General features: G+C 74.0%; 20 protein-coding genes. 12 read left to right on the top strand and 8 right to left on the bottom strand.

The features are described 5' to 3' along the window. The first annotated feature begins 129 nt into the window (after positions 1-129). Positions 130-1,638, top strand: coding sequence for a fatty acyl-CoA synthetase (locus tag IE180_RS17445; protein WP_190157800.1), 1,509 nt, complete (start codon positions 130-132; stop codon positions 1,636-1,638). 106 nt (positions 1,639-1,744) lie between these two features. Here IE180_RS17445 and IE180_RS17440 read toward each other — a convergent pair whose 3' ends face one another. Next, positions 1,745-2,125, bottom strand: a complete 381-nt coding sequence (locus IE180_RS17440) for a VOC family protein (RefSeq protein ID WP_190157799.1) — start codon at positions 2,123-2,125, stop codon at positions 1,745-1,747. Between the two features lie 24 nt (positions 2,126-2,149). Then, positions 2,150-3,436, bottom strand: a complete 1,287-nt coding sequence (gene paaK / locus IE180_RS17435) for a phenylacetate--CoA ligase PaaK (protein ID WP_190157798.1) — start codon at positions 3,434-3,436, stop codon at positions 2,150-2,152. A gap of 295 nt (positions 3,437-3,731) precedes the next feature. Between paaK and IE180_RS17430 the strand changes: the two genes are divergently transcribed. Next, the gene (locus tag IE180_RS17430; protein WP_190157797.1) at positions 3,732-5,153 is read left to right on the top strand and encodes a family 2B encapsulin nanocompartment shell protein; all 1,422 of its coding nucleotides are present in this window, start codon (positions 3,732-3,734) and stop codon (positions 5,151-5,153) included. Positions 5,154-5,210: 57 nt separating this feature from the next. Continuing rightward, positions 5,211-5,987, top strand: a complete 777-nt coding sequence (locus IE180_RS17425) for a GNAT family N-acetyltransferase (RefSeq protein WP_190157796.1) — start codon at positions 5,211-5,213, stop codon at positions 5,985-5,987. A 271-nt stretch (positions 5,988-6,258) separates the two neighbouring features. Here IE180_RS17425 and IE180_RS17420 read toward each other — a convergent pair whose 3' ends face one another. Beyond that, entirely contained in the window at positions 6,259-7,074 is an 816-nt protein-coding gene (locus IE180_RS17420; protein ID WP_190157795.1) for a pentapeptide repeat-containing protein, read from the bottom strand. A 375-nt stretch (positions 7,075-7,449) separates the two neighbouring features. Continuing rightward, on the bottom strand, positions 7,450-9,078 hold the full coding sequence (locus IE180_RS17415; protein WP_190157794.1) for an acyl-CoA synthetase: 1,629 nt from the start codon (positions 9,076-9,078) through the stop codon (positions 7,450-7,452). 172 nt (positions 9,079-9,250) lie between these two features. On the opposite strand from IE180_RS17415, the gene IE180_RS17410 reads away from it, so the two are divergent. The 7 genes from IE180_RS17410 (at position 9,251) to IE180_RS17380 (ending at position 15,365) form a co-directional block, all read left to right on the top strand. Continuing rightward, on the top strand, positions 9,251-10,051 hold the full coding sequence (locus tag IE180_RS17410; protein ID WP_190157793.1) for a crotonase/enoyl-CoA hydratase family protein: 801 nt from the start codon (positions 9,251-9,253) through the stop codon (positions 10,049-10,051). A 461-nt stretch (positions 10,052-10,512) separates the two neighbouring features. Next, on the top strand, positions 10,513-11,484 hold the full coding sequence (locus IE180_RS17405; RefSeq protein ID WP_190157792.1) for a Zn-ribbon domain-containing OB-fold protein: 972 nt from the start codon (positions 10,513-10,515) through the stop codon (positions 11,482-11,484). Further along, positions 11,481-12,536: a thiolase family protein gene (locus IE180_RS17400; RefSeq protein ID WP_190157791.1), complete on the top strand. Its 1,056-nt coding sequence runs from the start codon at positions 11,481-11,483 to the stop codon at positions 12,534-12,536. Before IE180_RS17405 ends, IE180_RS17400 begins: the two co-directional genes overlap by 4 nt. Then, positions 12,526-13,695: a thiolase family protein gene (locus IE180_RS17395; RefSeq protein ID WP_190157790.1), complete on the top strand. Its 1,170-nt coding sequence runs from the start codon at positions 12,526-12,528 to the stop codon at positions 13,693-13,695. Before IE180_RS17400 ends, IE180_RS17395 begins: the two co-directional genes overlap by 11 nt. A gap of 29 nt (positions 13,696-13,724) precedes the next feature. Beyond that, positions 13,725-14,135, top strand: a complete 411-nt coding sequence (locus IE180_RS17390; protein ID WP_190157789.1) for an ACT domain-containing protein — start codon at positions 13,725-13,727, stop codon at positions 14,133-14,135. A gap of 349 nt (positions 14,136-14,484) precedes the next feature. Next, complete coding sequence (locus IE180_RS17385; protein WP_030688984.1) at positions 14,485-14,985, top strand: hypothetical protein; 501 nt, start codon at positions 14,485-14,487, stop codon at positions 14,983-14,985. Between the two features lie 14 nt (positions 14,986-14,999). After that, positions 15,000-15,365: an RNA-binding S4 domain-containing protein gene (locus tag IE180_RS17380; protein WP_190157788.1), complete on the top strand. Its 366-nt coding sequence runs from the start codon at positions 15,000-15,002 to the stop codon at positions 15,363-15,365. Between the two features lie 124 nt (positions 15,366-15,489). Here IE180_RS17380 and IE180_RS17375 read toward each other — a convergent pair whose 3' ends face one another. The 3 genes from IE180_RS17375 to IE180_RS17365 form a co-directional block, all read right to left on the bottom strand. Next, positions 15,490-17,688: a terpene synthase family protein gene (locus IE180_RS17375; RefSeq protein ID WP_190157787.1), complete on the bottom strand. Its 2,199-nt coding sequence runs from the start codon at positions 17,686-17,688 to the stop codon at positions 15,490-15,492. Positions 17,689-17,847: 159 nt separating this feature from the next. Continuing rightward, on the bottom strand, positions 17,848-19,767 hold the full coding sequence (locus IE180_RS17370) for an N-acetylmuramoyl-L-alanine amidase (RefSeq protein ID WP_190157786.1): 1,920 nt from the start codon (positions 19,765-19,767) through the stop codon (positions 17,848-17,850). A 353-nt stretch (positions 19,768-20,120) separates the two neighbouring features. After that, positions 20,121-21,248, bottom strand: coding sequence for an aminoglycoside phosphotransferase family protein (locus IE180_RS17365; protein ID WP_190157785.1), 1,128 nt, complete (start codon positions 21,246-21,248; stop codon positions 20,121-20,123). A gap of 233 nt (positions 21,249-21,481) precedes the next feature. Between IE180_RS17365 and IE180_RS17360 the strand changes: the two genes are divergently transcribed. Further along, positions 21,482-22,972 carry a DNA-binding protein NsdB gene (locus IE180_RS17360; protein WP_190157784.1) on the top strand — a complete coding sequence of 497 codons (1,491 nt, stop codon included), beginning with the start codon at positions 21,482-21,484 and terminating at the stop codon, positions 22,970-22,972. A gap of 186 nt (positions 22,973-23,158) precedes the next feature. Here the strand turns inward: IE180_RS17360 and IE180_RS17355 are convergent, their stop codons facing one another. Continuing rightward, on the bottom strand, positions 23,159-24,643 hold the full coding sequence (locus IE180_RS17355) for a PP2C family protein-serine/threonine phosphatase (protein WP_190157783.1): 1,485 nt from the start codon (positions 24,641-24,643) through the stop codon (positions 23,159-23,161). A gap of 443 nt (positions 24,644-25,086) precedes the next feature. Between IE180_RS17355 and IE180_RS17350 the strand changes: the two genes are divergently transcribed. Next, positions 25,087-26,352, top strand: coding sequence for a hypothetical protein (locus IE180_RS17350; protein ID WP_190157980.1), 1,266 nt, complete (start codon positions 25,087-25,089; stop codon positions 26,350-26,352). Positions 26,353-26,402: the final 50 nt, after the last annotated feature.

The raw sequence follows: 26,402 nt of genomic DNA, 5'->3' as shown, positions 1-26,402 counted from the left end.
TGCGGGTCGGACCATGCACGCAGCTGCCCGCCCCCATGTCAACATCCCGTTCGGTATCCGAGGTCCGGGCGGACGCGGTCCCCCGCGCGGTACTTGACCTTTCCCGTGCCCCGCGCCGAGGATCACCGCATGGACCGACTCCTCAGCCGTACCGTCGACGGTCACCTGCGCGCGAGCGCCCGGCGCGTGCCCGACCGGATCGCCGTGCGGTACGCCGACCGGACCTGGACGTACGCGGAGCTGGACGCGGCCGTCTCCACGGCCGCCGCCGTCCTGCGCGAGCCGGAGCACGGGATCGCCCTGCCGGAGTACGCCCGCGTCGCCACGTACGGCCACAACTCGGACGCCTACCTCGTCGCGTTCCTCGCCTGCGCCCGGGCCGGCCTGATCCACGTGCCGGTCAACCACCACCTGACCGGCGAGGACCTCGCGTACGTCCTGGAGCAGTCGGACAGCTCGCTCGTGCTCGCCGACCCCGCCCTCGCCGACCGGATCCCCGAGGGCTTCGCGGTCAAGGCCCTGCGGGACGCGCCCGGTTCACTGCTCGACGCGCTCGCCGCACCGGAGGAGTACCTCACCGACCGCGACGCCCGCGACCTCGCCCAGCTGCTCTACACCTCGGGCACCACCGCGCTCCCCAAGGGCGCGATGATGACCCACCTCGCCCTCGCCCACGAGTACGCGAGCGCGATCGAGGCCCTCGACCTGAGCGAGGACGACCGGCCGGTGCACGCGCTGCCGCTCTACCACTCGGCGCAGATGCACGTCTTCCTGCTGCCCTACCTCGCCGTCGGCGCCGAGAACACGATCGTCGACGGACCCGACCCGGACGTCCTGTTCGAGCTGATCGAGACGGGCCGTGCCGACAGCCTCTTCGCCCCGCCGACCGTCTGGATCGCCCTCGCCGGCCACCCGGACTTCGCCGCCCGCGACCTCTCGCCCCTGCGCAAGGCCTACTACGGGGCCTCGATCATGCCCGTGCCCGTCCTGGAGCGGCTGCGCGCCCGGCTCCCGGAACTCGCCTTCTACAACTGCTTCGGCCAGTCGGAGATCGGCCCGCTCGCCACCGTCCTCGGCCCCGACGAGCACGAGGGCCGGATGGAGTCCTGCGGCCGTCCCGTGCGCCACGTCGAGGCCCGGGTCGTCGGCGAGGACGGCGAGGACGTGCCCGACGGCACCCCGGGGGAGATCGTCTACCGCTCCCCGCAGCTGTGCGAGGGCTACTGGCGCAAGCCCGACGAGACCGGGGAGGCCTTCCGGGGCGGCTGGTTCCACTCGGGGGACCTCGCGGTCCGCGACGCGGAGGGCTACCTCACGATCGTCGACCGGGTGAAGGACGTCATCAACTCCGGTGGCGTGCTCGTCGCCTCCCGCCAGGTGGAGGACGCGCTCTACACCCATCCCGCGGTCGCCGAGGCGGCCGTCATCGGCCTCCCCGACGAGCGGTGGATCGAGGCGGTCACGGCCGTCGTCGTCCCGCGCGGGGAGGTCACCGAGGCCGAACTCCTCGACCACGCCCGCGAGAAGCTCGCCCGCTTCAAGGCGCCGAAGCGCGTCCTCCTCGTGGACGCGCTCCCCCGCAACGCCAGCGGCAAGATCCTCAAGCGGGAACTCAGGGACCGCTTCGGCGCCTCGTGACACCGCGGCGCCTCGTGACACCGCGGGGCCTCGTGACACCGCGGGGCCTCGGGACGCCGCGGCGTCTCACGGCCCGCGGCGTCTCACGGCACCGCGGGGCGGGGACTCAGCCCTCGCGCTCCTCCATCACGCAGAGGACGTTGCCCTCGCTGTCCTTGAACCAGGCGCCCCGCATGGTGTCCGACTCGACCACACCGTCGACCGTCTTGATGCCGGGCAGGTCGTAGTCCTCGAACGTGACGCCCTTGGAGCGCAACGTCGACATCTCCGCGTCGAGGTCGGCGACCTTCCAGCTCGCCAAGGTGTGCTCGGCCTTGCCGCCGTAGGGCGTCTCGTAGAGGCCGATGGTCGTCCCACCGGTCTCGAACCTGGTGTCCTCGGGTGATTCCTTCGTGAGGGTGAGGCCGAGGGTCTCCGAGTAGAACCGCTTGGCCCGGTTCATGTCGTTGACCGGAATGATCGCGGCTATGGGGGAGTCCGACAGCATCGCAACCACCTCCTTCCCCCCAGGCTACGCGCCCCGGAGGTCCACGATCCGCTTGATCTTCCCCACCGAGCGCTCCAGCGTCTCCGGGTCGACCACCTCCACGTCCACGGAGACCCCGACCCCGTCCTTCACCGCCGCCGCGATCGCCCGGGCCGCCGCCTCGCGCTCCCCGGGCGTCGCGTCCGGGCGGGCCTCGGCCCGCACGGCCAGGACGTCGAGCCGGCCCTTCCGGGTCAGTCGCAGCTGGAAGTGCGGAGCCACGCCCGGGGTCCGCAGCACGATCTCCTCGATCTGGGTGGGGAAGAGGTTCACCCCGCGCAGGATGATCATGTCGTCGCTGCGTCCGGTGACCTTCTCCATCCGGCGGAACACCCGAGCGGTCCCCGGCAGCAGACGGGTGAGGTCACGGGTCCGGTAGCGGATCACCGGCATGGCCTCCTTGGTGAGCGAGGTGAGGACCAGCTCGCCCTGCTCCCCGTCGGGCAGCACCTCGCCGGTGAACGGGTCCACGACCTCCGGGTAGAAGTGGTCCTCCCAGATGTGCAGACCGTCCTTGGTCTCCACGCACTCCTGCGCCACGCCGGGGCCGATCACCTCCGACAGGCCGTAGATGTCGACCGCGTCGATCGCGAACCGCTCCTCGATCTCCCCGCGCATCTCCTCCGTCCACGGCTCCGCGCCGAAGACGCCGACCTTCAGCGAGGTCGACCGCGGGTCCACGCCCTGCCGCTCGAACTCGTCGAGCAGCGTCAGCATGTACGAGGGGGTCACCATGATGATCTCGGGCCGGAAGTCCTGGATGAGCTGCACCTGCCGGGCCGTCATGCCGCCGGACGCCGGGATCACCGTGCACCCGAGCCGCTCCGCGCCGTAGTGGGCGCCGAGGCCGCCGGTGAACAGGCCGTACCCGTAGGCCACGTGGACCTTGTGCCCGGGGCGCGCCCCGGCGGCGCGCAGGGAGCGGGCCACGACGTCGGCCCACATGTCCAGGTCGGCCTGGGTGTAGCCGACCACGGTCGGCCGGCCGGTGGTGCCGCTGGAGGCGTGGATCCGCCGGATCCGGGACTGGTCGACGGCGAACATGCCGAAGGGGTAGTGATCGCGCAGGTCCGACTTGGCGGTGAACGGGAAGCGGGCCAGGTCCGCGAGCGTACGGCAGTCGTCCGGGGCCAGTCCGGCCGCGTCGAAGGAGCGCCGGTAGAAGTCCACGTTCTCGTACGCGTGCCGCAGGGTCGTGCGCAGCCGCTCCAGCTGGAGGGCCGCGAGCTCCTCGCGCCCGAGCCGTTCGCCGCTGTCCAGCAGTTCCGTCATGCGCCACTCCTCCGCCGTCGTAAAACGGACAACCGATCATTCGGTTGATCCGTCCGGGGCCAGTAAAACCGGAGGCCCCCGGGGTTTGGCAAGGGGCCGGGAGAACTTTTCCCGCCAGGTGGCCGTCGGGTGACCGTCCGGACGGCGGAGCGCGCACGGCGCCCGCGGGGCGGCCGCCCCCACCCGGCACTCCCACCCGTTCGCGCCGCACCCGGATGAGGTACGGCACGGTGCGTTACATCTGGGCGCGGAGAGTGACGTACGAGTCCGCGAACGCCCCAGAAAGCGAGCCCCCATGTCGGTCGACACCGTGCCGGCGGCCACCCCGCCCGCCATCGAGTTCCGCCAGGTGCAGCTCAGCCTCAGCACCGCCGCCGCCCGCAACCTCGCCACCACCACCAAGTCCGAACCCCAGATGCAGGGCATCAGCTCCCGCTGGCTGCTCCGCAAGCTCCCCTGGGTCCACACCCCCGGCGGCGTCTACCGGGTCAACCGGCGCCTCTCGTACGTGGTCGGCGACGGCCGCGTCACCTTCGTCAAGAGCGGCTCCAGGGTCGAGGTCATCCCCGCCGAGCTGGCCGAACTCCCGCTGCTGCGCGGCTTCGACGACCCCGCCGCGCTCGGCGCCCTCGCCGAGCGCTTCGTCCAGCAGGAGTACGCGCCCGGCCAGGTCATCGTGAACGCCGGCAGCCCGGCCGACCACGTCCACCTCGTCGCCCACGGCAAGATCGAGAAGCTCGGCACCGGACAGTACGGCGACGAGACCCTCCTCGGCCTGCTCGGCGACGGCGACGCCTTCGGCGGCCAGGTGCTCGCCGGGGACGGGACGTGGGACTTCACCGCCAAGGCCGCCACCGCCGTCACCCTCCTCGCCCTGCCCCGCACCGCCTACCTGGCCGTGGCCGAGGAGTACGAGAACCTCCGCGACCACGTCCAGGGCACCGGGAGGAACGGCCACCGCCGTCCCACGAACAGGGCCGGCGAGGCCGCCATCGAGCTCAGCGCCGGCCATGTCGGCGAGACCGTGCTGCCCGGCGCGTACGCGGACTACGAACTCAGGCCGCGCGAGTACGAACTCAGCGTCGCCCAGACCGTCCTGAAGGTCCACACCCGCGTCGCCGACCTCTACAACCAGCCGATGAACCAGACGGAGCAGCAGCTCCGCCTGACCGTCCAGGAGCTCCGCGAGCGCCAGGAGCACGAGCTCGTCAACAACCCCGAGTTCGGGCTGCTCCACAACACCGACTTCGACCAGCGCATCCAGACCCACTCGGGCCCGCCGACCCCCGACGACCTCGACGACCTGCTCAGCATGCGCCGCGACACCGACTACCTCTTCGCCCACCCCCGGGCCATCGCCGCCTTCGGCAAGGAGTGCAACAAGCGCGGTCTCGTGCTCGGCACCGTCGACGTCGAGGGGCGCCACATGCCGGCCTGGCGCGGAGTCCCCCTCCTCCCCTGCGGAAAGATCCCGGTCACGGACCGGCAGAGCTCCTCGATCATCGCCGTCCGCACCGGCGAGAACAACGAGGGCGTCATCGGGCTCCACCAGACCGGACTGCCCGACGAGATCGAGCCCGGCCTCAACTGCCGCTTCATGGGCATCGACGAGAAGGCGATCATCTCCTACCTCGTCTCCACCTACTACTCCGCCGCGATCCTCGTGCCGGACGCGGTGGGCATCCTGGAGAACGTCGAGGTGCGCCCGCGCGCCTGACCGCCGGCCGGGCAAAACCCGTTGCCCGGCCCGGACGCGGGTGCTGGAGTGACCGCCATGGAACCCCAGCACCTGCGTGACCTCTACGACCTCCAACTGCGCCGCGGGGCGCGCTCCGACGGGCCCGGCTGCCGCGTCGAGCACGTCGACGGCGTCGTCCGCCACACCGGCCCCGCGCACGCCTGGAACGGCGTCCTCTGGTCCGGGCTCGACGCGGGGAGCGCCGACCGCGTCATCGCCGCGCAGATCGACCACTACCGCACCGCCGGCCTGCCCTTCGAGTGGAAGCTGTACGGGCACGACACCCCCGCCGACCTCGGCGAGCGGCTCCGCGCGGCCGGCTTCACCCCCGAGGAGCCGGAGACCCTGATGGCCGCCGAGGCCGCGGCCCTGCCCCGGGAGGTCCCGCTCCCCGAGGGCGTCGAACTCCGCGCGGTCACCGACGAGGCCGGGGTCCGCCAGGTCGTCGAGGTCCACGAACGCGCCTTCGGCACCGACAGCTCCGCCCTCGGCCGCCGGCTCCTGGACCGGCTCGCGACCGACCCCGACGCGGTCACCGCCGTCGTCGCCCTCGCCGCGGGGGAACCCGTCAGCGCCGCCCGTCTGGAGCTGTACCCCGGCACGGACTTCGCGGGCCTCTGGGGCGGCGGCACCGTCGAGGGCTGGCGCGGCCGCGGCCTCTACCGCGCCCTCGTCTCCCACCGCGCCCGCATCGCCGCCGACCGGGGCCACCGCTACGTCCAGGTCGACGCGGCGGACACCAGCCGCCCCGTCCTCCGGCGCCTCGGCTTCCTGACGCTGACGACCACGACGCCGTACGCGTACGAGGTCTGAGCCCCGCCCCGTCACCATCCGGGCCCGGGCCGGGAAGGGCGCCCCGCTCAGGGCGGGAACGGCCGAGGCGATCGTCACCGACGAGGAGGAGGTCGCCGAGCGCGTGCGGGACCTCACGGGCGGGCGCGGCGCCGACCTCGTCCTCGACGCGGTCGCCGGCCCCACCGGCCTCGTCAGGTCCGTCGCCCCCGGTGGAACCGCGCTGCTCCACGGAGCCGTCAGCGGGCTCCCGACGCCCCGTCCCGGTTTCGGCCCCGGGGTGTCCTGCCGATCAGGCCGTCCAGTGCGCGGGGCGGTCGAAGCCCTCCGGGAGCCGGGTCGCGGCGTTCCCGCGCGCCGAGTTCAGCTGGGGCTGCGTCAGGAACAGCGCACCGGTCAGGTCCGCGCCCGACAGATCGGCGTCCCGCAGGTCGGCGCCGATCAGGTCCGTGAGCGACAGGTCCGCCCCGGTCAGGTCGGCCGCGATGAGCAGCGCCCCGCGCAGGTCCGTGCCCCGCAGCTTCGCCCCGCGCAGCCGCTTGCCGATCAGGTCCGCCCCGCGCCGGCTCTTCGGCCGCCCGCCGGCCGCGGCGCGGACCAGCTCGCTCGTCCTGAGGAGCAGCGGATTGACCTCGGCGCGCACCGCGGCCACGTCCAGCTCCTCCAGGGCGTCCGGAGCGTCCCCGGCGAGTTCCTCGACCCGGGCCAGCGCGGCCCGCAGCTCGGCGTGGACGGGGCGGGCGGCCCGCAGCGCCAGGGCCTCCGTGAGGTAGCGCAGCAGCTCGTGCAGCTGGCGCACCACGGGGAACACCTCGTACATCTGCCGGGCCGTCTCCGGAGCCTCGCGCCAGGACACGCCGCCGAAGGTCACCTGGGAGACCCGCTGGCCGGCACCGAAGCAGTCGTACACCGTGCAGCCCTGGAAGCCGCTCGGCCGCAGCCTGGTGTGGATGCCGCAGCGGAAGTCCTCCTGGAGGTTCCGGCAGGGCTCGCCCGACGCCTTGTTCACGGCGAAGTCGGCCGACTTGGCGAAGGGCAGCGCCACGCAGCACAGGCCGAAGCAGTTGGCGCAGTCGCCGCGCAGCGCGGATTCCCGGGTGTCGGGCACGGTGGAACGGTTCCTTCGCGGTTCGGGGACGGTCCTCCCACCGTATCGCGCCCACGGCACCGCGCGGCCTGCCCGGTGCCGTGACCCCGTGCCCCGTCGCCGTGCTCCCGGCGAAACCCGTCGCGGTGGTCCACGGGGCGGCCCGGCTTCCCCGACGACGCACGGGTCCTCGTGCCCGTGGGCGAGGTCCCGTGCGGAGGGGGATCCCGTCGCTCCCTGCTCGACGCCGTGGGCCTGCGGCCGTGGACCTGCGGCCGTGGGCCGAGGTCACGTATCCGCCGGGCGTCGGGGTCGCCCCCCGTGCTGCCGCTGGGCGAGGGCACCTGGCGGACCTTCGACGGCGACACCGTCCGCCGCGGCGCGCCGGCCGGCCCCTCAGGGGGCCTCGGCGTCCGCCTCCACCGCCACCGCGCGGGCCCAGCGGTAGTCGGCCTTGCCGCTGGGGGAGCGCTGGACGCGGTGGGTGAGCACCAGTTGGCGGGGGACCTTGTAGCCCGCCAGCTGCCGTCGGCAGTGGGCCTGGAGGGACTCCAGGTCCAGCGGCCCCGCCCCGTCCCGGAGCTGGACGACGGCGGCGACGTGGCTGCCCCACCTGGCGTCCGGCACCCCGGCGACCAGCGCGTCGTACACGTCGGGGTGGGACTTCAGGGCCTGCTCCACCTCCTCCGGATAGACCTTCTCGCCCCCGGTGTTGATGCACTGCGAGCCGCGGCCCAGGACGGTGACCACCCCGTTCTCGTCGACGGTCGCCATGTCGCCGAGCAGCACCCACCGCACCCCGTCCCGCTCGAAGAAGGTCTCGGCGGTCTTGGCCGGGTCGTTGTAGTAGCCGAGCGGGACGTGGCCGCGCTGGGCGAGCCGGCCGGTCTCGCCCGGCGCGACGGGGGCACGGGTCGCCGGGTCCACGACCTGGGTGCGTTCGTTGACGTGCAGCCGGAAGCCCCTGGCCGGGCCGGAGTCGTCGGTCGCGCGCCCGTTGGAACCGGACTCGGTGGAGCCGAAGTTGTTGAGCACCAGGACGTTCGGCATGAGCTCCTGGAGCTCGGCCCGTACCGTCTCGGACATGATCGCCCCGGAGGAGGAGAGGCTGAAGAGGGCGGACAGGTCCGTGCCCCTGAGCGGCCCGCGCAGTGCGTCCACGAGCGGGCGCAGCATCGCGTCGCCGACGAGGGAGATGCTGGACACCTTCTCCTTCTCCAGGGTGCGCAGCACCTCCTCGGGCACGTACTTGCGGTGCAGGACGACCCGCTGCCCGTAGTTGAGGGCGATGAACGCGGTCAGGGTGGAGGTGCCGTGCATGAGGGGCGGCGCGGGGAAGAAGGTGATGCCGGCGCCGCCGGCCGCGACCCGCTCCGCCAGCTCCTCGGGCCTCTTCACGGGCTCGCCCGAGGGGTCGCCCCCGAAGAGGCCCGCGAAGAAGAGGTCCTCCTGGCGCCACAGGACGCCCTTGGGCAAGCCGGTGGTGCCGCCGGTGTAGATGATGAACAGGTCGTCGGGCGAGCGGGGGGCGAAGCCGCGCCCCGGTGGACCGGAGGCCTCCGCCTCGGCGAACGGCACGCAGTCGAGCGCCGGGGCGTCCGCGGGAGGGGCTCCCACCCGCACCAGGTGCCGCAGCTTCTCCGTCTGTGTCAGGGCCGCCGCGACGCGGCCGGTGAACTCGGCGTCGAAGACGAGCGCCGCCAGGTCGGCGTCCCGGTAGAGGTGGACGAGCTCCTCCTCCACGTACCGGTAGTTCACGTTGACCGGCACGATCCTCGCCTTCAGACAGGCGAGGACGGTCTGCAGGTACTCGACGCCGTTGTAGAGGTGGAGGCCGAGGTGCTCGCCGGGCCGGAGGCCCGCGCCGATCAGGTGGTGGGCGATCCGGTTGGCGGCGGCGTCGAGTTCGCTGTAGGTGAGCCGTCGTTCCTCGCCCGTGCCCGGGTGGTCGACGTACACCAGCGCCTCGCGGTCGGGGACCACGTCGACGACCGATTCGAACAGGTCGGCAAGGTTGTACTCCACCGTTCCTCCTGACCCCGGTTCGCCGGTTCACATGGACGTGGCGGTCATTAGAGCGTCGACCGGTCGACGGGGGAAGGGGATGCGCAGAAGAATCTGACTGAGTGTCAGAAAACTATTGAACTGGGCCCCCGGCTCCTGCAACCTGTTCCAGAACTGGAGACGGGAGGCCCCCATGGGCGGCACCGAACACCTCAGCGTCCGGCGCGAAGGCGCCACGCTCGTCCTCACCTTGAACCGGCCCGAGGCCAAGAACGCCCTCTCGCTGCCGATGCTCGTCGGCCTGTACGACGGCTGGCTGGAGGCCGACGCCGACGACACCGTCCGCTCGGTCGTCCTCACCGGCGCGGGCGGTTCCTTCTGCGCCGGCATGGACCTCAAGGCCCTCGCCGGGAAGGGCATGGCGGGCGAACAGTACCGGGACCGGCTGAAGGCCGACCCCGACCTGCACTGGAAGGCGATGCTCCGCCACCACCGCCCCCGCAAACCCGTCATCGCCGCCGTCGAGGGCCACTGCGTCGCCGGCGGCACCGAGATCCTCCAGGGCACCGACATCAGGGTCGCCGCCGCCTCCGCCACGTTCGGCCTCTTCGAGGTCCGGCGGGGCCTCTTCCCCATCGGCGGATCCACCGTCCGCCTGCCCCGCCAGATCGCCCGCACCCACGCCCTCGAAATGCTCCTCACCGGCCGCCCGTACGGCGCCGACGAGGCCGCCGCCATCGGCCTCGTCGGCCGGGTGGTCCCCGACGGCACCGCCCTGGACGCGGCCCTCGACATCGCCGAGCGCGTCAACGCCTGCGGACCGCTCGCCGTCGAGGCGGTCAAGGCCTCCGTGTACGAGACGGCCGAACTGCCCGAGACGGAGGGGCTCGCCGCCGAACTGAAGCGGGGGTGGCCGATCTTCGACACGGCGGACGCGAAGGAGGGGGCGAGGGCGTTCGCGGAGAAGCGGACGCCGGTGTACCGCCGGGAGTGACGCTTCCCCCACCCCGCCCCTCCCGGAAACCGGGGGTTCCGCCCCCGCCCCCCGACCGCGGGGATCCCGTGGGCTTGGGCTCCGGTGCCGGAGCCCCGGCCCTCCGGTCTCGGGGCCCTGTCCCGGGAACCCGGGCCCGGATTCCGCCCCCGGCCTCCGGACCGAGGCTCCGCCCCGGCCCTCGAACTCGGGGCCCGGCCGGGCCCCGAGCGGCCTGTGGCCGTCCCTCGGGCGCCGGGCGGGGGGAGATCCCGCCCGGCGGGTGGGAGTTCGGGACCGCCAGGCCCCCCGCGCCGCCAGGCGCAGGGGAGCCCGGGGCGCGGGGGCCGGGGCGGCTCCCCGGTTCCGGGAAGGGGCGGGGCGGGGGAGGGAGCCCCGTGCAGCCGCCCCGCCCGCACCCCACGCCCGCCCGCACCCCGTGCCCACCCCACCCCTTTCCTCCCCGATGAAGGAGCCGTCCCATGCCAGCCGCCGCACCCCCGCCGGAAGCCCTCCGCGCACCCCTCGTCGTCGAGTTCCCCTTCACCCGTTCCCTCGGCCCCGTCCAGTCCGCCTTCCTCACCGGGCTGCGCGAGCGCACCGTCCTCGGCGTGCGCACCGAGGCGGGTGGGGTGCTCGTCCCGCCCGTCGAGTACGACCCCGTGACCGCCGCCGAACTCCGCGAGCTCGTCGAGGTCGCCCCCACCGGCACCGTCACCACCTGGGCCTGGAACCCCGAGCCCCGCCGCGGACAGCCCCTGGAGACCCCCTTCGCCTGGGTCCTCGTGCGCCTCGACGGCGCCGACACCGCCCTCCTCCACGCCCTCGACGCGCCCGGCCCCGAAGCCGTCCGCACCGGCCTGCGGGTGCGGATCCGCTGGGCCGCCGAACGCTCCGGCGCGATCACGGACATCGCCTGCTTCGAACCGTACGAGGGCGACGAGAGCACGCGGGAGCGCGAACCCGCCCCCCACGAAGGCGGGTTCGAGGAGCCCGTGACCGGCATCGTCGCCCCCGCCCGCCTCGACTACACGTACAGCCCCGGCCGCGCCCAGACCCGCTACCTCCACGGGCTCGCCGAGCGCCGCACGGTCGGCGAGCGCTGCCCCTCCTGCGCCAAGGTGTACGTGCCGCCCCGCGGCGCCTGCCCCACCTGCGGCGTCGCCACCACCGACCGGGTCGAGGTCGGCCCCCGCGGCACCGTCACCACCTTCTGCATCGTCAACATCAAGGCGAAGAACCTCGACATCGAGGTCCCGTACGTCTACGCCCACATCGCCCTCGACGGCGCCGGGCTCGCCCTCCACGGCCGCATCGCCGGCATCCCGTACGACGAGGTCCGCATGGGCCTGCGCGTCGAGCCCGTGTGGAGCGAGGACGGCCGCTACCCCGACCACTACCGGCCCACCGGCGAGACCGACGCCGACTACGACACGTACAAGGAGCTGCTGTGAGCCGGGACGTGGCGATCGTCGCCTTCGCCCAGAGCGACCACCGACGGCACACCGACGACCTCTCCGAGGTCGAGATGGTGATGCCCGTGCTCCACGAGGTGCAGCGGCGGACCGGCCTGAAGGCCGCCGACATCGGCTTCACCTGCTCCGGCTCCTCCGACTACCTCGCCGGGCGCGCCTTCTCCTTCACCATGGCCCTCGACGGCGTCGGCGCCTGGCCGCCGATCTCCGAGTCCCACGTCGAGACGGACGGCGCCTGGGCGCTCTACGAGGCCTGGGTGAAGCTCCTCACCGGCGAGGCCGACACGGCCCTCGTCTACTCGTACGGCAAGTCCTCGGGCGGCTCCGTCCGCGACGTCCTCACCCGCCAGCTCGACCCCTACTACCTCGCCCCGCTCTGGCCCGACTCCGTCGCCCTCGCCGCCCTCCAGGCCCAGGCCCTCGTCGACGCCGGGGACACCGACGAGCCCGCCCTCGCCGCGATCGCCGCCCGCAGCCGCGAGGACGCCAGGACGAATCCGCACGCCCAGCTGCCGGGCGCCCGCCCCCAGGGCGGGTACGCCGTCCGGCCCCTCCGCACCGGCGACTGCCCGCCCGTCGGCGACGGCGCCGCCGCCGTGATCCTCGCCGCCGGCGACCGGGCCCGCGAGCTGTGCGAGCGCCCCGCCTGGATCCGGGGCATGGACCACCGGATCGAGGCGCACTCCCTCGGCGTCCGCGACCTCACCGACTCGCCCTCCACCCGCCTGGCCGCCGAGCGAGCCGGAGCCTTCGACGGGCCCGTCGACACCGCCGAACTCCACGCCCCCTTCACCTCCCAGGAGGTCGTCCTCAGGAAGGCCCTCCGTCTCGACGACAGCGTGCGGGTCAACCCCTCCGGGGGCGCCCTCGCGGCCAACCCCGTCATGGCCGCCGGACTGATCCGGCTCGGCGAGGCCGCCGCCCGCATCCACCGCGGCGAGTCCGACCGCGCCCTCGCCCACGCGACCTCCGGTCCCTGCCTCCAGCAGAACCTCGTCGCCGTCCTGGAAGGGGAGACCCGTGCCCGGTGAAGAGTCCGTCGCCGTCGTCGGCATCGGCCAGACCAAGCACGTCGCCGCCCGCAGGGACGTCTCCATCGCCGGACTCGTCCGCGAGGCCGCCCTGCGCGCCCTGGAGGACGCCGAGCTGACCTGGGCGGACGTCGACGCCGTCGTCATCGGCAAGGCCCCCGACTTCTTCGAGGGCGTCATGATGCCGGAGCTGTACCTCGCCGACGCCCTCGGCGCGGTCGGCAAGCCCATGCTCCGGGTCCACACCGCCGGATCGGTCGGAGGCTCCACCGCCCTCGTCGCCGCCAACCTGGTCTCCGCGCGCGTGCACCGGACCGTCCTCACCCTCGCCTTCGAGAAGCAGTCCGAGTCCAACGCCATGTGGGGCCTCTCCCTGCCCGTCCCCTTCCAGCAGCCCCTGCTCGCCGGCGCCGGGGGCTTCTTCGCCCCGCACGTGCGCGCGTACATGCGCCGCACCGGCGCCCCCGACACGATCGGCTCCCTCGTCGCGTACAAGGACCGGCGCAACGCGCTCAAGAACCCGTACGCCCACCTCCACGAGCACGACCTCACCCTGGAGAAGGTCCAGGCCTCCCCGATGCTCTGGGACCCCATCCGCTACTCCGAGACCTGCCCCTCCTCGGACGGCGCCTGCGCCATGGTCCTCACGGACCGCGCCGGAGCGGGCCGCGCGCCACGGCCGCCCGCCTGGGTGCACGGCGGGGCGATGCGCAGCGAACCCACCCTCTTCGCCGGCAAGGACTTCGTCTCCCCGCGGGCCGGCCGGGACTGCGCCGCCGACGTCTACCGGCAGGCCGGCGTCACCGACCCCCGGCGGCAGATCGACGCCGTCGAGATGTACGTGCCGTTCTCCTGGTACGAACCCATGTGGCTGGAGAACCTGGGCTTCGCCGAGGAGGGCGAGGGCTGGAAGCTCACCGAGGCCGGGGTGACCGAGCTCGACGGCGACCTGCCCGTCAATCCCTCGGGCGGGGTCCTCTCCACCAATCCCATCGGAGCCTCCGGGATGATCCGCTTCGCCGAGGCCGCGCTCCAGGTGCGGGGGGACGCCGGCGAGCACCAGGTCGGGGGCGCCCGCCGGGCCCTCGGCCACGCCTACGGGGGCGGCGCCCAGTTCTTCTCCATGTGGCTGGTGGGAGACACCCCGCCCACCGGCTGAGCCCCGCGCGGGGGCCTACCCTGGCCGGCATGAACGCGGAACGCGACCTCACCCGGCTCCTCGCCGGGATGCGCCCGGAACTCGACGCCGGCCGCTACGTCTTCACCACGGTGGACGGCCCCGTCCCGGCCGGGGTCGTCCCCGTCGTCACGGTCGCCGAACCCGAGGGCCTCACCCTCGTCGTACGGCAGGAGGAGGCGGACGTCGCCGGCCTTCCGTACGACTACGTGGCCGGCCGGATCACGCTCCGGGTGCACTCCGCGCTCGACGCCGTCGGCCTCACGGCGGCCGTCGCGGGCGAGCTCGCCGCCGCGGGTCTGAGCTGCAACGTGGTGGCCGGTTTCCATCACGACCACCTCTTCGTCGAACACGACCGCGCGGGGCGGGCGTTGGAGCTCTTGAACGGGCTCTCGCAGCGCTCGGCCGATTCAGCCGATTAGGTCGCGTCGGTCGCGTCGGCCGTGTCCCCCGTTCGGCCGATTCGGCCGAACGGGGGACACGGGTGGCCCCTCCCCGAGCGCGGAGGGCGCCCCCGCCCGGACGGCCGTCCGCGCGGCGGACCGTCCGTGACCGGGCGGGCGCCCCCCGTGACCGTCGGATCCCTCCGGGCCGCCGCGCGGGCGGGGCGTCCGCAGGGGTCCGCCGGCCGGACCGGCCGGTCACCCGTGGCGGCCCGGTCGGACCGACCGGTCCCGCCCCCGCGGAGGACCGGCGGCCCCGGTGAGCGGCGCCGCCCCGGGGCGGCGCCCGGCGCGTCGCGTGGTGCGCCGGGGCACGTACCATGGCCGTATGTCCTTCCTCCGCCGCCGCAGCGCCGCCACACCCGCGGGCCCGGACTTCGACGTCCTGGCCATGGATCCGGGGGACTGGCCCGGCAATCTCGGCGCCGGTCTGCTGCCCGCGCCCGACGGCTCCTGTCAGGGCGTGTTCCTCCGCTACGACCTGTTCGGCGGCCGCGGACCCGCGATGATCATCGGCAACCTCCCCGAGGGCTCCCCGGCGCGCGAGCTCGCCGACGGCCAGATCCCCTTCGAGGTGGCGCAGCTCCTCGCCGCCCTGGAGAACGACGAGCCGGTCGAGGTCCTCGACACCGAGGACATGCCCGTCATGCAGGGCGACAACCTCCTCATCGTGCGCCGCCTCAAGCTCTCCGAGAGCCGCATCTCCTGCGTCCAGTTCGACCGCAGCGACAACGTCCTCGTGACGATCGCCAGTTGGGACCGGCCGATCACCGACGACCTGTACGCGCTGCTCAAGCCGCTGCCCGCCGAGCTGTTCCAGCAGGGCTGACGGGGCCGGAGCCGATGAGCGCGCGCGTCGACGCCTGGATCTGGGCGGTCCGCCTCACCAAGACCCGCTCCCAGGCCGCGGCCGCCTGCCGCGCCGGGCACGTCAAGGTCAACGGCGAGCGGGTCAAGCCCGCCCAGGCCGTGAAGCCCGGCGACGAGGTCCGGATCTTCCACGGCGGCCGGGAGCGGATCGTCGAGATCAAGGAGCTCCACACCAAGCGGGTCGGCCCGCCGGTCGCCGTCGAGGCGTACGTGGACAACAGCCCGCCCCCGCCGCCGCGTGAGCACGCCGCCCTCGCCGCCGTGCGCGACCGGGGCGCGGGACGCCCCACCAAGCGCGAGCGCCGCGAGCTCGACGAACTGCGCGGCCGACGCCCCTGAGGCGAGCGGCCGACATTCCGAGGCGAGCCGGCGACGGGCGCCCCAGTGGTGCGCCGACGACGCGCGCCCCTGATCCGACGGCCCGAAGGCCTCCGGGACTCCTCCCGGAGGCCTTCGGCGTGCGTCAGCGGGGCCCCGCGCCGAGCAGCTCCGAGATCCGCGCCGCCGAGGTGCCGAGTCCCGTCGGCCCGCGCCGCAGCAGGGCGCTGCCGCTGCCCGCACGCACGTCCTCCGCGCCGTAACGCCGTACCCTCCGGTGCCAGTTGAGGACGCCCGCGAGCCAGTCCTCCAGCTCCCGCAGGTACGCCTGGAAGGCCTCCCGCCCCGCCGCGTCGAGACCGAACTCCTCGTACAGCAAAGGGATCTCACGCTGCTTCAGGTTCTCGTACTGACGCAGCCGCCCCCGCATCAGGTCGTCGACCATCGACACCGCGGTCGGGTAGTCGCAGTCGAAGAACTTCTGGAGCACCAGGACGCCGTTGTGCACCTCGCCCTCGACCTCGATCTCCTTCTGGTACGAGAAGAGGTCGTTGACGAGCGCCCCGTAGTCCATCACCGCGTTCTCCAGGCTGCGCACCGTCCCCGATCGGAACAGCTCCGGCGGCAGCGTCGCGTCCTGCCGCAGCCGGCACAGCAGCGTGGTCAGCTCGGAGCCGAAGGTGCTGCGGCGCATCTCGATGTAGTCGACCGGGTCGGGCACCCGGTGCTGCACCACGTTGTGCATCTCCCACATCCAGCTGTCGAGCATCACGTCGAGCGCGGTCCGCAGCTGGGACCGCGCCGAGAGCGCCATCGGGGCGGCGGTCCGCTCCCAGAGGTCGGCGAGCGCACGCTCCAGGGGGTTCACCGCGTGCGCCGCTCCGGCCGCGGGCTCGTCGAGCGGCATGCACGCCTTGAGCCGGTCGGTCTGCTCCTTCGCGCCGGCCAGGCCGCCCGTCCGCCCGAAGACGGCCGGGTAGTAGTCGTCCGCGTAGGTTCCCCAGGTCAGCCAGTCGGAGCTGAGTTCCAGGTCTTCCAGGGAGGCGTCCGGGTCGAGGCCCGCCGCGCACAGCGCGAGGTCGAAGCCCTCCGCCATCGGCCGGTCCCACAGGTCGTCGAGGAGGCCCGTCCGCTCGGCCCAGTCCACCGTGTGCCGCTTCGCCTCCTGGTGGTGGGGGTTGAGCGTGAGGGGGTACGGCAGGCCGAACTCGGGCAGCAGCGAGGGCCCCACGTGCTGGTGCGGCGCATGGGTGAACGCCCGGTGCCGGGCCGCCGCCGGCCGTCCGAACAGGGTCCGGACGTCGAGCGCGGAGGTGCCGATGACCCCGTCCAGGTGCGAGGGCCCGCCGACCATGCCCTCGTTCATGTAACGGCTGGAGCGCATGTGCCACTCGTGGCCGCCGGACTGCCAGTCCTGGAGCCCCTTCGCGTACGCCGCGACCGCCGCGCACTCCTGCGGGCTCAGCCCCTTCTCGGCGGCGAGCAGCGGCACTTCGGTGAGCGCGGTGTTCTCGAACTGCTGGACCCGCGAGGTCAGCAGGTCGTTGACGGCGTTCGCCGCCTCCTGGGTCGTGCAGCCGAGGAACCGTTCCAGGACGAGGACGCCGTTGCTGTTCTCGCCCTCCTCCTCCACCTCGCGCTGGTACGAGAAGAGGTCGTTGCGCAGGTGCACGGCGTCCGAGAAGGCGTCCCTGAGGACGCGCAGCGGCCGGGAGTGCGCCACCCGGGCGGGGACCTCGGCCCCCGCCGCGTACTCCACGAGCCCGGCCGACCAGGGCGCGCCGCCCACCTTGCGGCGCATCTCGATGTACTCCAGGGGGTTGGCGACCCGGCCGTCGTTGATGTTGTCGAGCTCCCACAGGGACTCGTACAGCAGGTGCTCCGTCGCCTCCGCGAACCGCACCCGCCAGCCCTCGGACATCGACGGGACCGTCCGCCGCCAGAGGTCGGCGAGACCCGCCTCGACGGGGTTGGTCGGCCCGGGCACGCCGACCGCCGGGTCCGCCGGCATGAACAGCGGGAGCCGGTCGAGGTACGCCTTGCTGCCGGCCCGGTCCTGGGTGCGCTTGAAGACCTCCAGGAAGTGGTCGTCGAAGAAGAAGACCCAGGTGTACCAGTCGGTGACGAGGTTCAGCGCCTCCTCGTCGCAGTCGGGATGGGTGTACGAGCAGAGCAGCGCGTAGTCGTGGGACGCGAGGTCGTGCTCCTCCCAGACCCCCGAGCCCTCCAGCATCCCCATCTCCCGCGCCCAGTCACGCGTGTGCGTGCGGGCGGACTCCAGATGGGGATTGAGCCGTGCCGGATACGGAACATAGAAATCCGGCATAACGAAGGGCTGAGGCATGTGCGGGAGGGCCTTCCGGTGAGCGGGGGCGGTGACCGGCCCAGCCTTACCCGTCGCCCGGACGGCGCACGCGGTCTCCCGAATAGTCGTATGAACGCCGAAGGGGTGGTGCCGGACCCCACGGCCGGCACCACCCCGCGCCTTTCGGCCAGACCTCCGTCAGCCCTGGGAAACCCGCACGTCAGCGGCCTTCACAAAGGCCACCCGATGGCCGAACTGGATCTGGTAGTACTGCTCCTGGCCCCGGACCACGGTGTGCCCGCTCGGGTCGAACACCGGCGCGAAGTAGTACTCGCCCGGGGTGCTGCCCCCGACCACGTACCGCTGGCCCGCGAGCAGCTTGTACGGCAGCGGCGACACCGACTGCACCGGCACGCCCGCCGGATACGCCGAGGCCTCCGGATACGCCCGCCCGTACACCGGGACCTCCGCCAGGCCCTCCCGGGGCGTGAGGACCCGCCCCCGCGCGTTCACCGCCGTCGGCTCCTCCACCGGGTTGAGGAACCACGCCTTCTGCCCGAGGTACCAGACTGCCGTCCAGTCCCCCCGTCGCTCCGCCACCGCGAAGCTCTGCCCGGTCGAGGCCCGCGCCCCCGTGTCGTTGACCCCGGTCGTGGAGTCCTGGCCGCCCGGCCGCAGGCCGACGTCCTTCACCAGGGGCGCGTCGGAGCTCGGCGCGGTGTGCAGCCGCACCGCCCCGCTGCCGTGCGGCACACACGCCTGCCCCGCCGTCGCGCAGTCCGTGTAGACCGGCCGGTGGGACTCGTAGTCGGGCCGGACCGTCACCACGCCCGCGTGCGGACCGGCGCTCGGAGTGATCGGACGGCCGAGCAGCCGGAAGTAGTGGGCCCAGTCCCAGTACGGCCCCGGGTCCGTGTGCATGTTCCTGATCGTGGACGCCGTCGTGCCCGGCACGTTGTCGTGGCCCAGGACGTGCTGCCGGTCCAGCGGGATGCCGTACCGCGCGGCGATGTACCGCACCAGGCGCGCCGACGACCGGTACATCGCCTCCGTGTACCAGGAGTCCGGCGAGGTCAGGAAGCCCTCGTGCTCCAGACCCACCGACTTGGCGTTCACGAACCAGTTCCCCGCGTGCCAGGCCACGTCCTTCAGCGGCACGTGCTGCGCGATGTGCCCGTCGGAGGAGCGCAGCGAGTACTGCCAGGACACGTACGTCGGGTCCTGCACCAGCTTCAAGGTGGTCTTCCAGTCCGCCTCGGTGTCGTGGATCACGATGTAGTCGATCGACTGGGAGGCGGGCCGGTCCGCCTTGTCGTGGTTGCCGTAGTCGCCGTCGCCGAACTCCTCGTACGGCGCCGGGACCCACTCGCAGGCCACCGACGACGGGCACTCCACGGGCCCGGCGACGGGCCGGCGGAGGCCCAGGGCCGCCACCTGACCGGTCTCGGGCGTGACGGCCGGGGCGGCCGGCAGCGTCACCACCTGCCCGCTGTCCGTCGTCCGGGTCTCCCCGGTCCGGATCACGTCGAACGCGTCGTTCGCGTACGCCGCCGCCGTCGCCGAGTCGTCCGCGCCGGAGTACCGCGCCACCGCCCCGTACCAGTCGGCCGGGTCCGCGCTCGCCGGAAGGCCGGCCTCGCGCTGCGCCGCCGCGAGCAGCGCCGCCCCGCCCTCGATGTTCGCGGCGGGCACGGTGCGCAGCTCCTCGGCCGGGATCCCGGACAGCGCGGACGCCCGCTCCAGGGTCCGCAGCCGCTCGGGCAGCTCCTCGGGCGCGGGCACCGGGACGTCACCGCCCGTGCGGGCCGGGCGGGAGCCGTCGCCGCGCGCGTCCTCCCCGCCCTCCGAGTGGTGCGGGGCGGTCCGGGCCAGCGCCGTCACCGCGTCCGTCAGGTGCATCGGCCCGTAGCCGCCGGTCACGCTGGGCGCACCGCCGTGGGCATCCCACCGCGACTGCAGGTACGAGACGGCGAGCAGCACGCTCTCGGGCACGCCGTGCCGCTCGGCCGCCCGCGCGAACTGCTCCTGCAGGACACCCGCCTCGGGCACGTCGGCGCCGGCGGGCGGGGCGGCGGACAGCAGGGGAAGCAGCAGGACGGCGGACGCCAGGGCGCCCACCGCCCCCGGCACACGGATCGGCGATGGACGTCTGCGCGACGCGGGACGGAGCAAGGCGGCCTCCAGGGGCAGGGGGTGACACGGGGGCGTGCGGGGCCGAACCCGTACAGGGGTATCGGCTCCCGGACGTCCCGTCAATCACGCCTGCACGAAAGGAAGTTCCCACGTCAGGGCGGAAAAGGAGGCCATGTGGCGGAGTTTCGCGGCGACGGGTCCCGGGCCTGGGAGCCGTCACCGGAGTGGACCAATGGAAGGGGCTCGTGGAGGGGCGCGGACAAGCCGGTGCGCCGCGTCCCGGTGTGTCGGCACCGGGACGCGGCGCACCCCCCCCGTGTGGTCGGCCGGACCGCCCTTCAGCGCGTCCCGACCGCCGCGCGCACGGCCCGCCGTGCCATGGCGCAGTCGTCGTGCAGCCGCCTCAGCAGCAGCCGCTGTTCCTCGCCGGGCGCGAGCGCCCCCGAGGGCACCGGCACCGAACCGGCCGGAGGGGCCTCCTTCATGGTGCGCTGCACCGCCGTCTCGTAGGTGCGGATCTCCCGCGTCAGCACGATCATCAGGTTCACCAGGAAGGCGTCCCGGGAGGCCGGGCCCGCCTGCTGGGCGAGCTGGCTGATCTGGCGCCGGGCCAGCGGCGCGTCACCGAGCACCGCCCACAGGGTCGCCAGGTCGTAGCCGGGCAGGTACCAGCCCGCGTGCTCCCAGTCGACGAGCACCGGCCCGGCGGGGGAGAGCAGGATGTTGGAGAGCAGGGCGTCGCCGTGACAGAACTGGCCCATGCCCTGACGGCCGCCCGCGTGCGCCAGACCGTGCAGCAGCTTCTGCAGGTCGTCCCGGTCCCGGTCCGTGAAGAGCCCGAGCTCGTGGTAGCGGGCGATCCGGGCGCCGTAGTCCAGCGGCGCGTCGAAGGTCCCGGCCGGCGGCCGCCAGGCGTTGAGCCGGGCGATCGCGCCGAGCGCGGCCCGCACGTCGGCCCGCGGTGGAGCCTCGACGGGGTGGCGCGAGAGCGCCGCCGCACGCCCGGGCATCCGCTCGATCACCAGCGTGCAGTTCTCCGGGTCCGCGGCGATCAGCCGCGGCGCCCGCACCGGCGGACGGTGACGGACGAAGGAACGGTAGGAAGCTATCTCGTGCCGGAACCGCTCGACCCAGGCGGGGGAGTGGTCCAGTAAACACTTGGCGACCGCCGTCGTCCGCCCCGTCGTCCCGACGATCAGTACGGAACGGCCGCTGCGCCGCAGCACCTGCACCGGGTTGAACTCCGGGCAGATCCGGTGGACCGACGCGATCGCCGTCTTCAGCTGCGCCCCCTGGGGGCCGGACAGGTCGATTCTCCCGCTGACCGGCTGGGTGCCGGTGCCGCCCGCCCAGCGCCTCGGCCGGACGGCCTGGGGAGCGGGGGCGAGGTACGGTCCGGCGCCTGCCGGGACGATGCGGTGCTGCGGCCGGGGCGGGGCGGACACGGAGGACGATGCTGTGTACATGGAGGTGACAGATCCCTTCGTGCGCCGACGAGTTGCGTGCGTCGCCCCGCCCGCCCCCGGTCCGCACCCTGGGGAATGAGGGCCGGTCGGCGGGGCGGGGTGGCGCGTTCCTACCTGACACCCGGGCGCGGGTGGCGGAACATCCAGCGCACCCTGGCGAACCCTGGCGAATTGTCGCCAGGCCTATGACAGGGGGTTACTGTCAACTCAGCCGAGAACCTGGGGGCTTAGACGTGACCGGACAAACCAACACCCGCCTGGCAGACCTGTTCGGCCTGGCCGGCTGGTCCAAGGGCGAACTCGCGAGGCTCGTCAACCGGCAGGCGGCGGCCATGGGCCACCCCCAGCTGGCGACCGACACCTCGCGGGTGCGGCGGTGGATCGACCGGGGCGAGACCCCGCGCGATCCCGTCCCCCGGGTGCTGGCAGCACTGTTCACCGAGCGACTCGGCCGTGTCGTGACCATCGAGGACCTCGGGTTCGTACGACACGGGCGTGCCGGAAAGAAGCAGGACGTCAGGAAGACGGACAACCCTGACGGGCTGCCCTGGCCCCCCGATCGTGCGGCGGCGGTCCTCACCGAATTCACGGGAATGGACCTCATGCTCAACCGACGCGGCCTGGTGGGCGCGGGTGCCGCGCTTGCCGCCGGCTCCGTACTCAGCAACGCCATGCACGACTGGCTGCAGACCGACCCCGCACGCAAGGGCGTCGCCCAGCGTGCCACCGATCCCCTCCACGCCGACCCCGCCGGGTTCGACCGCTACGAGGCCGCCCCCATCGGGTCGGAGGAGATCGAGGCCCTGGAGCACTCCGTGGTGGTGTTCCGCGCCTGGGACGCCTCCCGGGGCGGCGGCCTCCAGCGCAAGGCGGTCGTGGGCCAGCTCAACGAGGTGGGCGGCATGCTCGCCTACCGCCACGCCGACCACCTCCAGCGGCGCCTGTGGGGCGTCGCCGCCAACCTCGCCGTCCTGGCGGGCTGGATGTCCCACGACGTCGGCCTCGAACCGACGGCGCAGAAGTACTTCGTCATCGCCGCCCACGCGGCCCGCGAGGGCGGCGACCGGCCCCGGGCCGGCGAGGCGCTGTCCCGGGCCGCCCGCCAGATGGTGCACCTGGGCCGGCCCGACGACGCCCTCGATCTGATGAAGCTCGCCAAGGTGGGCTCGGGCGAGCGGGTCCTGCCCCGCACCCGGGCCATGTTCCACACCATCGAGGCCTGGGCGCAGGCCTCGATGGGGCGGGGCCAGGCCATGCGGCGGACCCTCGGAGAGGCCGAGGACCTCTTCGTCTCCGACACGGGCGAGGAGAAGCCGGACTGGATGCAGAACTTCGACGAGGCCGACATGCACGGCATGCAGGCCCTCGCCTACCGCACCCTCGCCGAGCACGACCCGGCCGCGGCGATCCCCGCGCAGCGCCACGCCAAGCTGGCCCTCGAACTGAGGCACGGCGGGCACGACCGGTCCAAGCTCTTCGACCACATCTCGATGGCGTCGGCCTGCTTCATCGCGGACGACCCGGAACAGGCCGACCGGTACGCCCGGCTCGCCCTCGTGTCCATGGGGAACACCTCGTCCCACCGGACCTGGGACCGGCTGAGGGAGATGTACCGGCTCACCGGCCAGTACGCGGGCCACTCGAGCGTCGAGACCCTGCGCGAGGAGATCGAGCTGGCCCTCCCCAGGTCGCCCGTCAACAGCCCCAGGGCCGGGCAGGCCTGAGCCTCCCCGGCCCGTGGGACGGGGAGGCGCGAAAGGGCCCGTCAGGCGGGTGGGAGGAGGGCTCGGGAAGGGCTCGTCAGCGAGTGCGACGAGGGCTCGGAAGGCTCGTCGGCAGGCGGTCCCGGCTCCGGCGCGGGTGGTTCGAGTACCGGCGCGCGGGTGGCCCGGGCTCCGGTGCGGGGGGTCTCAGCTCGGGCGGGCGACCCGGACCACCATCACGCAGGCGTCGTCCTCGCGCGGCTCCTCGCCGAACTCCTCCACCACCGCGCGCACGCCGTCCTGCGCGTCCCGTGCCTCCGCGAACCGGGGGCCGAGGGCGAGCAGCCGTCGCGCGCCCGTGTCGTCGTCCGGATCACCGCCACGGGCCAGCCCGTCGGTGTGCAGGACCAGCAGGTCGCCCGGGAGCAGCCGGGTCTCGGCCTCGTCGTACACGGCGCCGGCCGTCGCCCCGAGCAGCACGCCGTCGGGCCGTCGGAGCGCGTGCCCCGTCCCGTCGCGGAAGAGCAGCGGGGCGGGGTGGCCGGCCTGCGCCCAGGCCAGGGTCTGGGCCACCGGGTCGTAGCGGCAGCACATCGCGCTGCCGAGGGCGGGCTGTACGGAGGTCTCCAGGAGCTGGTTGAGGTGGCCCATCAGCGCGCCGGGCCGGATGCCGGCGACGGCCATGCCGCGCAGCGCGCCGAGGAGCATGGCCATGGAGGAGGTCGCGGCGACCCCGTGGCCCGTCAGGTCGCCGACGGTCAGCAGGGCGTCCCCGTCGGGCAGGGCGAGCGCGTCGTACCAGTCGCCGCCGATCAGACCGGTGCTGGCGGCCGGCAGGTAGTGCGCGGCCACGTCGAGCGGGGCGGGGCCGTCGTGGGCGAAGCGGAGCGAACCGCGCCACGGCGGGAGGACGGCCTCCTGCAGTTCGACGGCGACCCGCCGCTCGGTGAGCTCGATGTGGCGGCTGCGTTCCAGGCTGTCCCGGCTCTCGCGGACCGCCCGCTCGCTGCGCCGCAGTTCGCTGACGTCGCGCAGGACGGCCCACATGGAGGCGGTGCAGCCGTCGGTGTCGAGCACGGGTTCGCCGGTCATGTGCACCGTGCGCACCCGGCCGTCGGTCCGTACGATCCGGAACTCGCCGTCGATCGGCTTCCCGTCGATCAGGCAGTCCGTCACCATGCCCTGGAGGACGGGCTGGTCATCGGGGAAGACCATCGTGGGCATCTCGTCGAGCGACATCGGGCCGCTCTCCGGGGGACGTCCGAAGATCTGGAACAGCTCCTCGGACCAGCTGACCTCGTCGGTGAGCAGGTTCCACTCGGCGCTGCCGACCCGGGAGAGCAGCGAACCGGTCCGGGGCGGGGCGGTCACGCCGTACGCGGTGCCGGGGGCGGGCGCGAGCGCGGTGTCGGCGACGGCGTCGATGTCCCCGGTCCCGTCCTCCGGGACCGCGCTCGCCGGGACTCCGGCCCGGAGCTGGCCCAACTGGGCACCCAGATCGTCGAGTTGGTGTACCGCCAGATCGCACAGGGCCCGCTGCCACCGCTGCCGGGGATCGTCCTCGTCCGCCACGGCGTCCCGGCGGACGGCGTCCACCTCGCCGCGCAGGCGGCGGGTCTGTGAGATCAGCGCGTCCACCGCGCCCGGCTCCGGCGGCTGGGCGGGGCGGTCCGCGAACAGATGGGACGGCATGTCGTACTCCGATACAGGCGCGGCGCGGCCAGGTGTGGAAGGAGGCCCGTGGACGACTGTCGCACAGCCCGGGACGGCCCGTAAGCGATTTGGCAACACTCGATCCGGTGGTGCTTCTGGCATATGTCAAAGGCCCGGCGATTATCGGACAGGGCGCGACCCGTTACGGTGCTGGGGTGGTGAACGACGACGGGAACGGCACGGTGGGCGCGGGGACGACGGCCCCCGGCGGGGTGGTCACGGGCGGTTCGGACGCGCGTACGGGTGTGGGGGCGGGGAGGTCGAACGGGCTTGCCCCCGACGCTCGGACGTCGGAAGCGAGCACGGTCGCCGCGGCGAGCGGCCCGGGTGCGGGCGCCGGTACCGGCGCCGGTGTCGTGACGGGCGGTCCGGGCGCGGCGGTGGGCGGTCCGGCCGTGCGTGCGGAAGGGGGCGCGGCGGCCATGGGCGCGGTCGGCACCGCCGTCCTGCTGGCCGCCGCGCCCGCCGGCCGGGGCCGCGCGATGGACGCCGCCTCGGTGCTTCCGGTGCTCGCCGCCGTACCGCCCGGGGTGCTCACCGGCACCACGGCCGCCACGGTCGTCGAACTCGCCGATCCGCTCGACCCGCAGACCGTCCTCACGCGCCTCCGAGCGGCGGCCGCGAGCCCCGGCCCCCTGGTCGTGTGCCTCGCGGGCCAGCTCCACCTCGACCGCCGCCAGCAGCTGCCCCACCTCGCCCTCGCCCGCACCACGCCGGCGACCCTCCGCTACACCGCGCTGCCCTGGCACTGGCTCGCCGGCGAACTCGGCGCACGGCCGCCCGGCGCCACGACCGTCGTCGCGGACCTCGCGGCCGACCCGGACGTCTGGCAGCGCCTCACCGCCGCGCCCGGACTGCTGCACCTGGGGCCCGGCCCCCTCCTCTACGGGCGCGTGGTGCCCGCCCCGCGCAGGGGCGAGCCCACGACCCCCGAGTACCTGCGCGCCTGGGCCGAACTCTGGCGCTCCGGAGCCCGGTTGACGCCGTCCGCGGCGCACGCGGAGGCCGCCGCGCGGGCGATGGCGGTGGCACCCGCACCGGAACCGGTCTTCCTCACCCCCGGGCTCGCGCCTCCACCGGCTCCCACGCCCGCGGCGGGCCCGGCACCGGTTCCCGCAGCGGCCCCGGCACGGGTTCCCGCCACGAGCCCGGCACCTCCGGCGCCCCCGGCGACGTTCCGCCCCGCACCTCCGCCCGCGCCCGTGACCGTGACCCGCCCCGCGCCCCTGCCCGTGACGCCTCCGGCGCCCGTGCCCCCCGGTGCGGGCGGGTCGGCGGCCGTGGACGACCCGCACCCCGCGATCCTCGCCGCCGCCATGGCCGGGCGGCACGGGGAGGCGGCGACGATGGCGGCCGCCTGGGAGCGCGAGGCCCTGCGACGCCACGGACCCCGGTCGATGGAGGCCGTCCACTGGACGGAGGTGCGGGCCGACCTCGCCCGCCTCGCCGGGGAACCGGCCCGCAGCTGCGAACTCTGGCTCGCCGCCGCCGAGGCCCGGCTCGGGCTGGGCCAGCGGACGGACGACCCCGACGTCGAAGGGGCCGTCGACCGGGCCCACCACCAGTGGGAGCAGATCGGCGACCCCGACCGGGCCCGAGCCCTCGGACCCACCCTGGTCGGCCTCCGCCGACGGGTCCCGGGCCGCAGGCCCGGCGCACTGGCCGCCCTCACCCGCCGGATGGGCTGACGGCCCGGACGTCCACGGGGCCCTCCCGGCGCCGGCCCGGTCGCCCCGTT

The sequence above is a fragment of the Streptomyces litmocidini genome (assembly GCF_014649755.1).
In the GTDB taxonomy this organism is placed as follows: domain Bacteria; phylum Actinomycetota; class Actinomycetes; order Streptomycetales; family Streptomycetaceae; genus Streptomyces; species Streptomyces litmocidini.
Note: the sequence above shows the minus strand (reverse complement) of the source record. Positions and strands in the feature narration are given on the sequence as shown.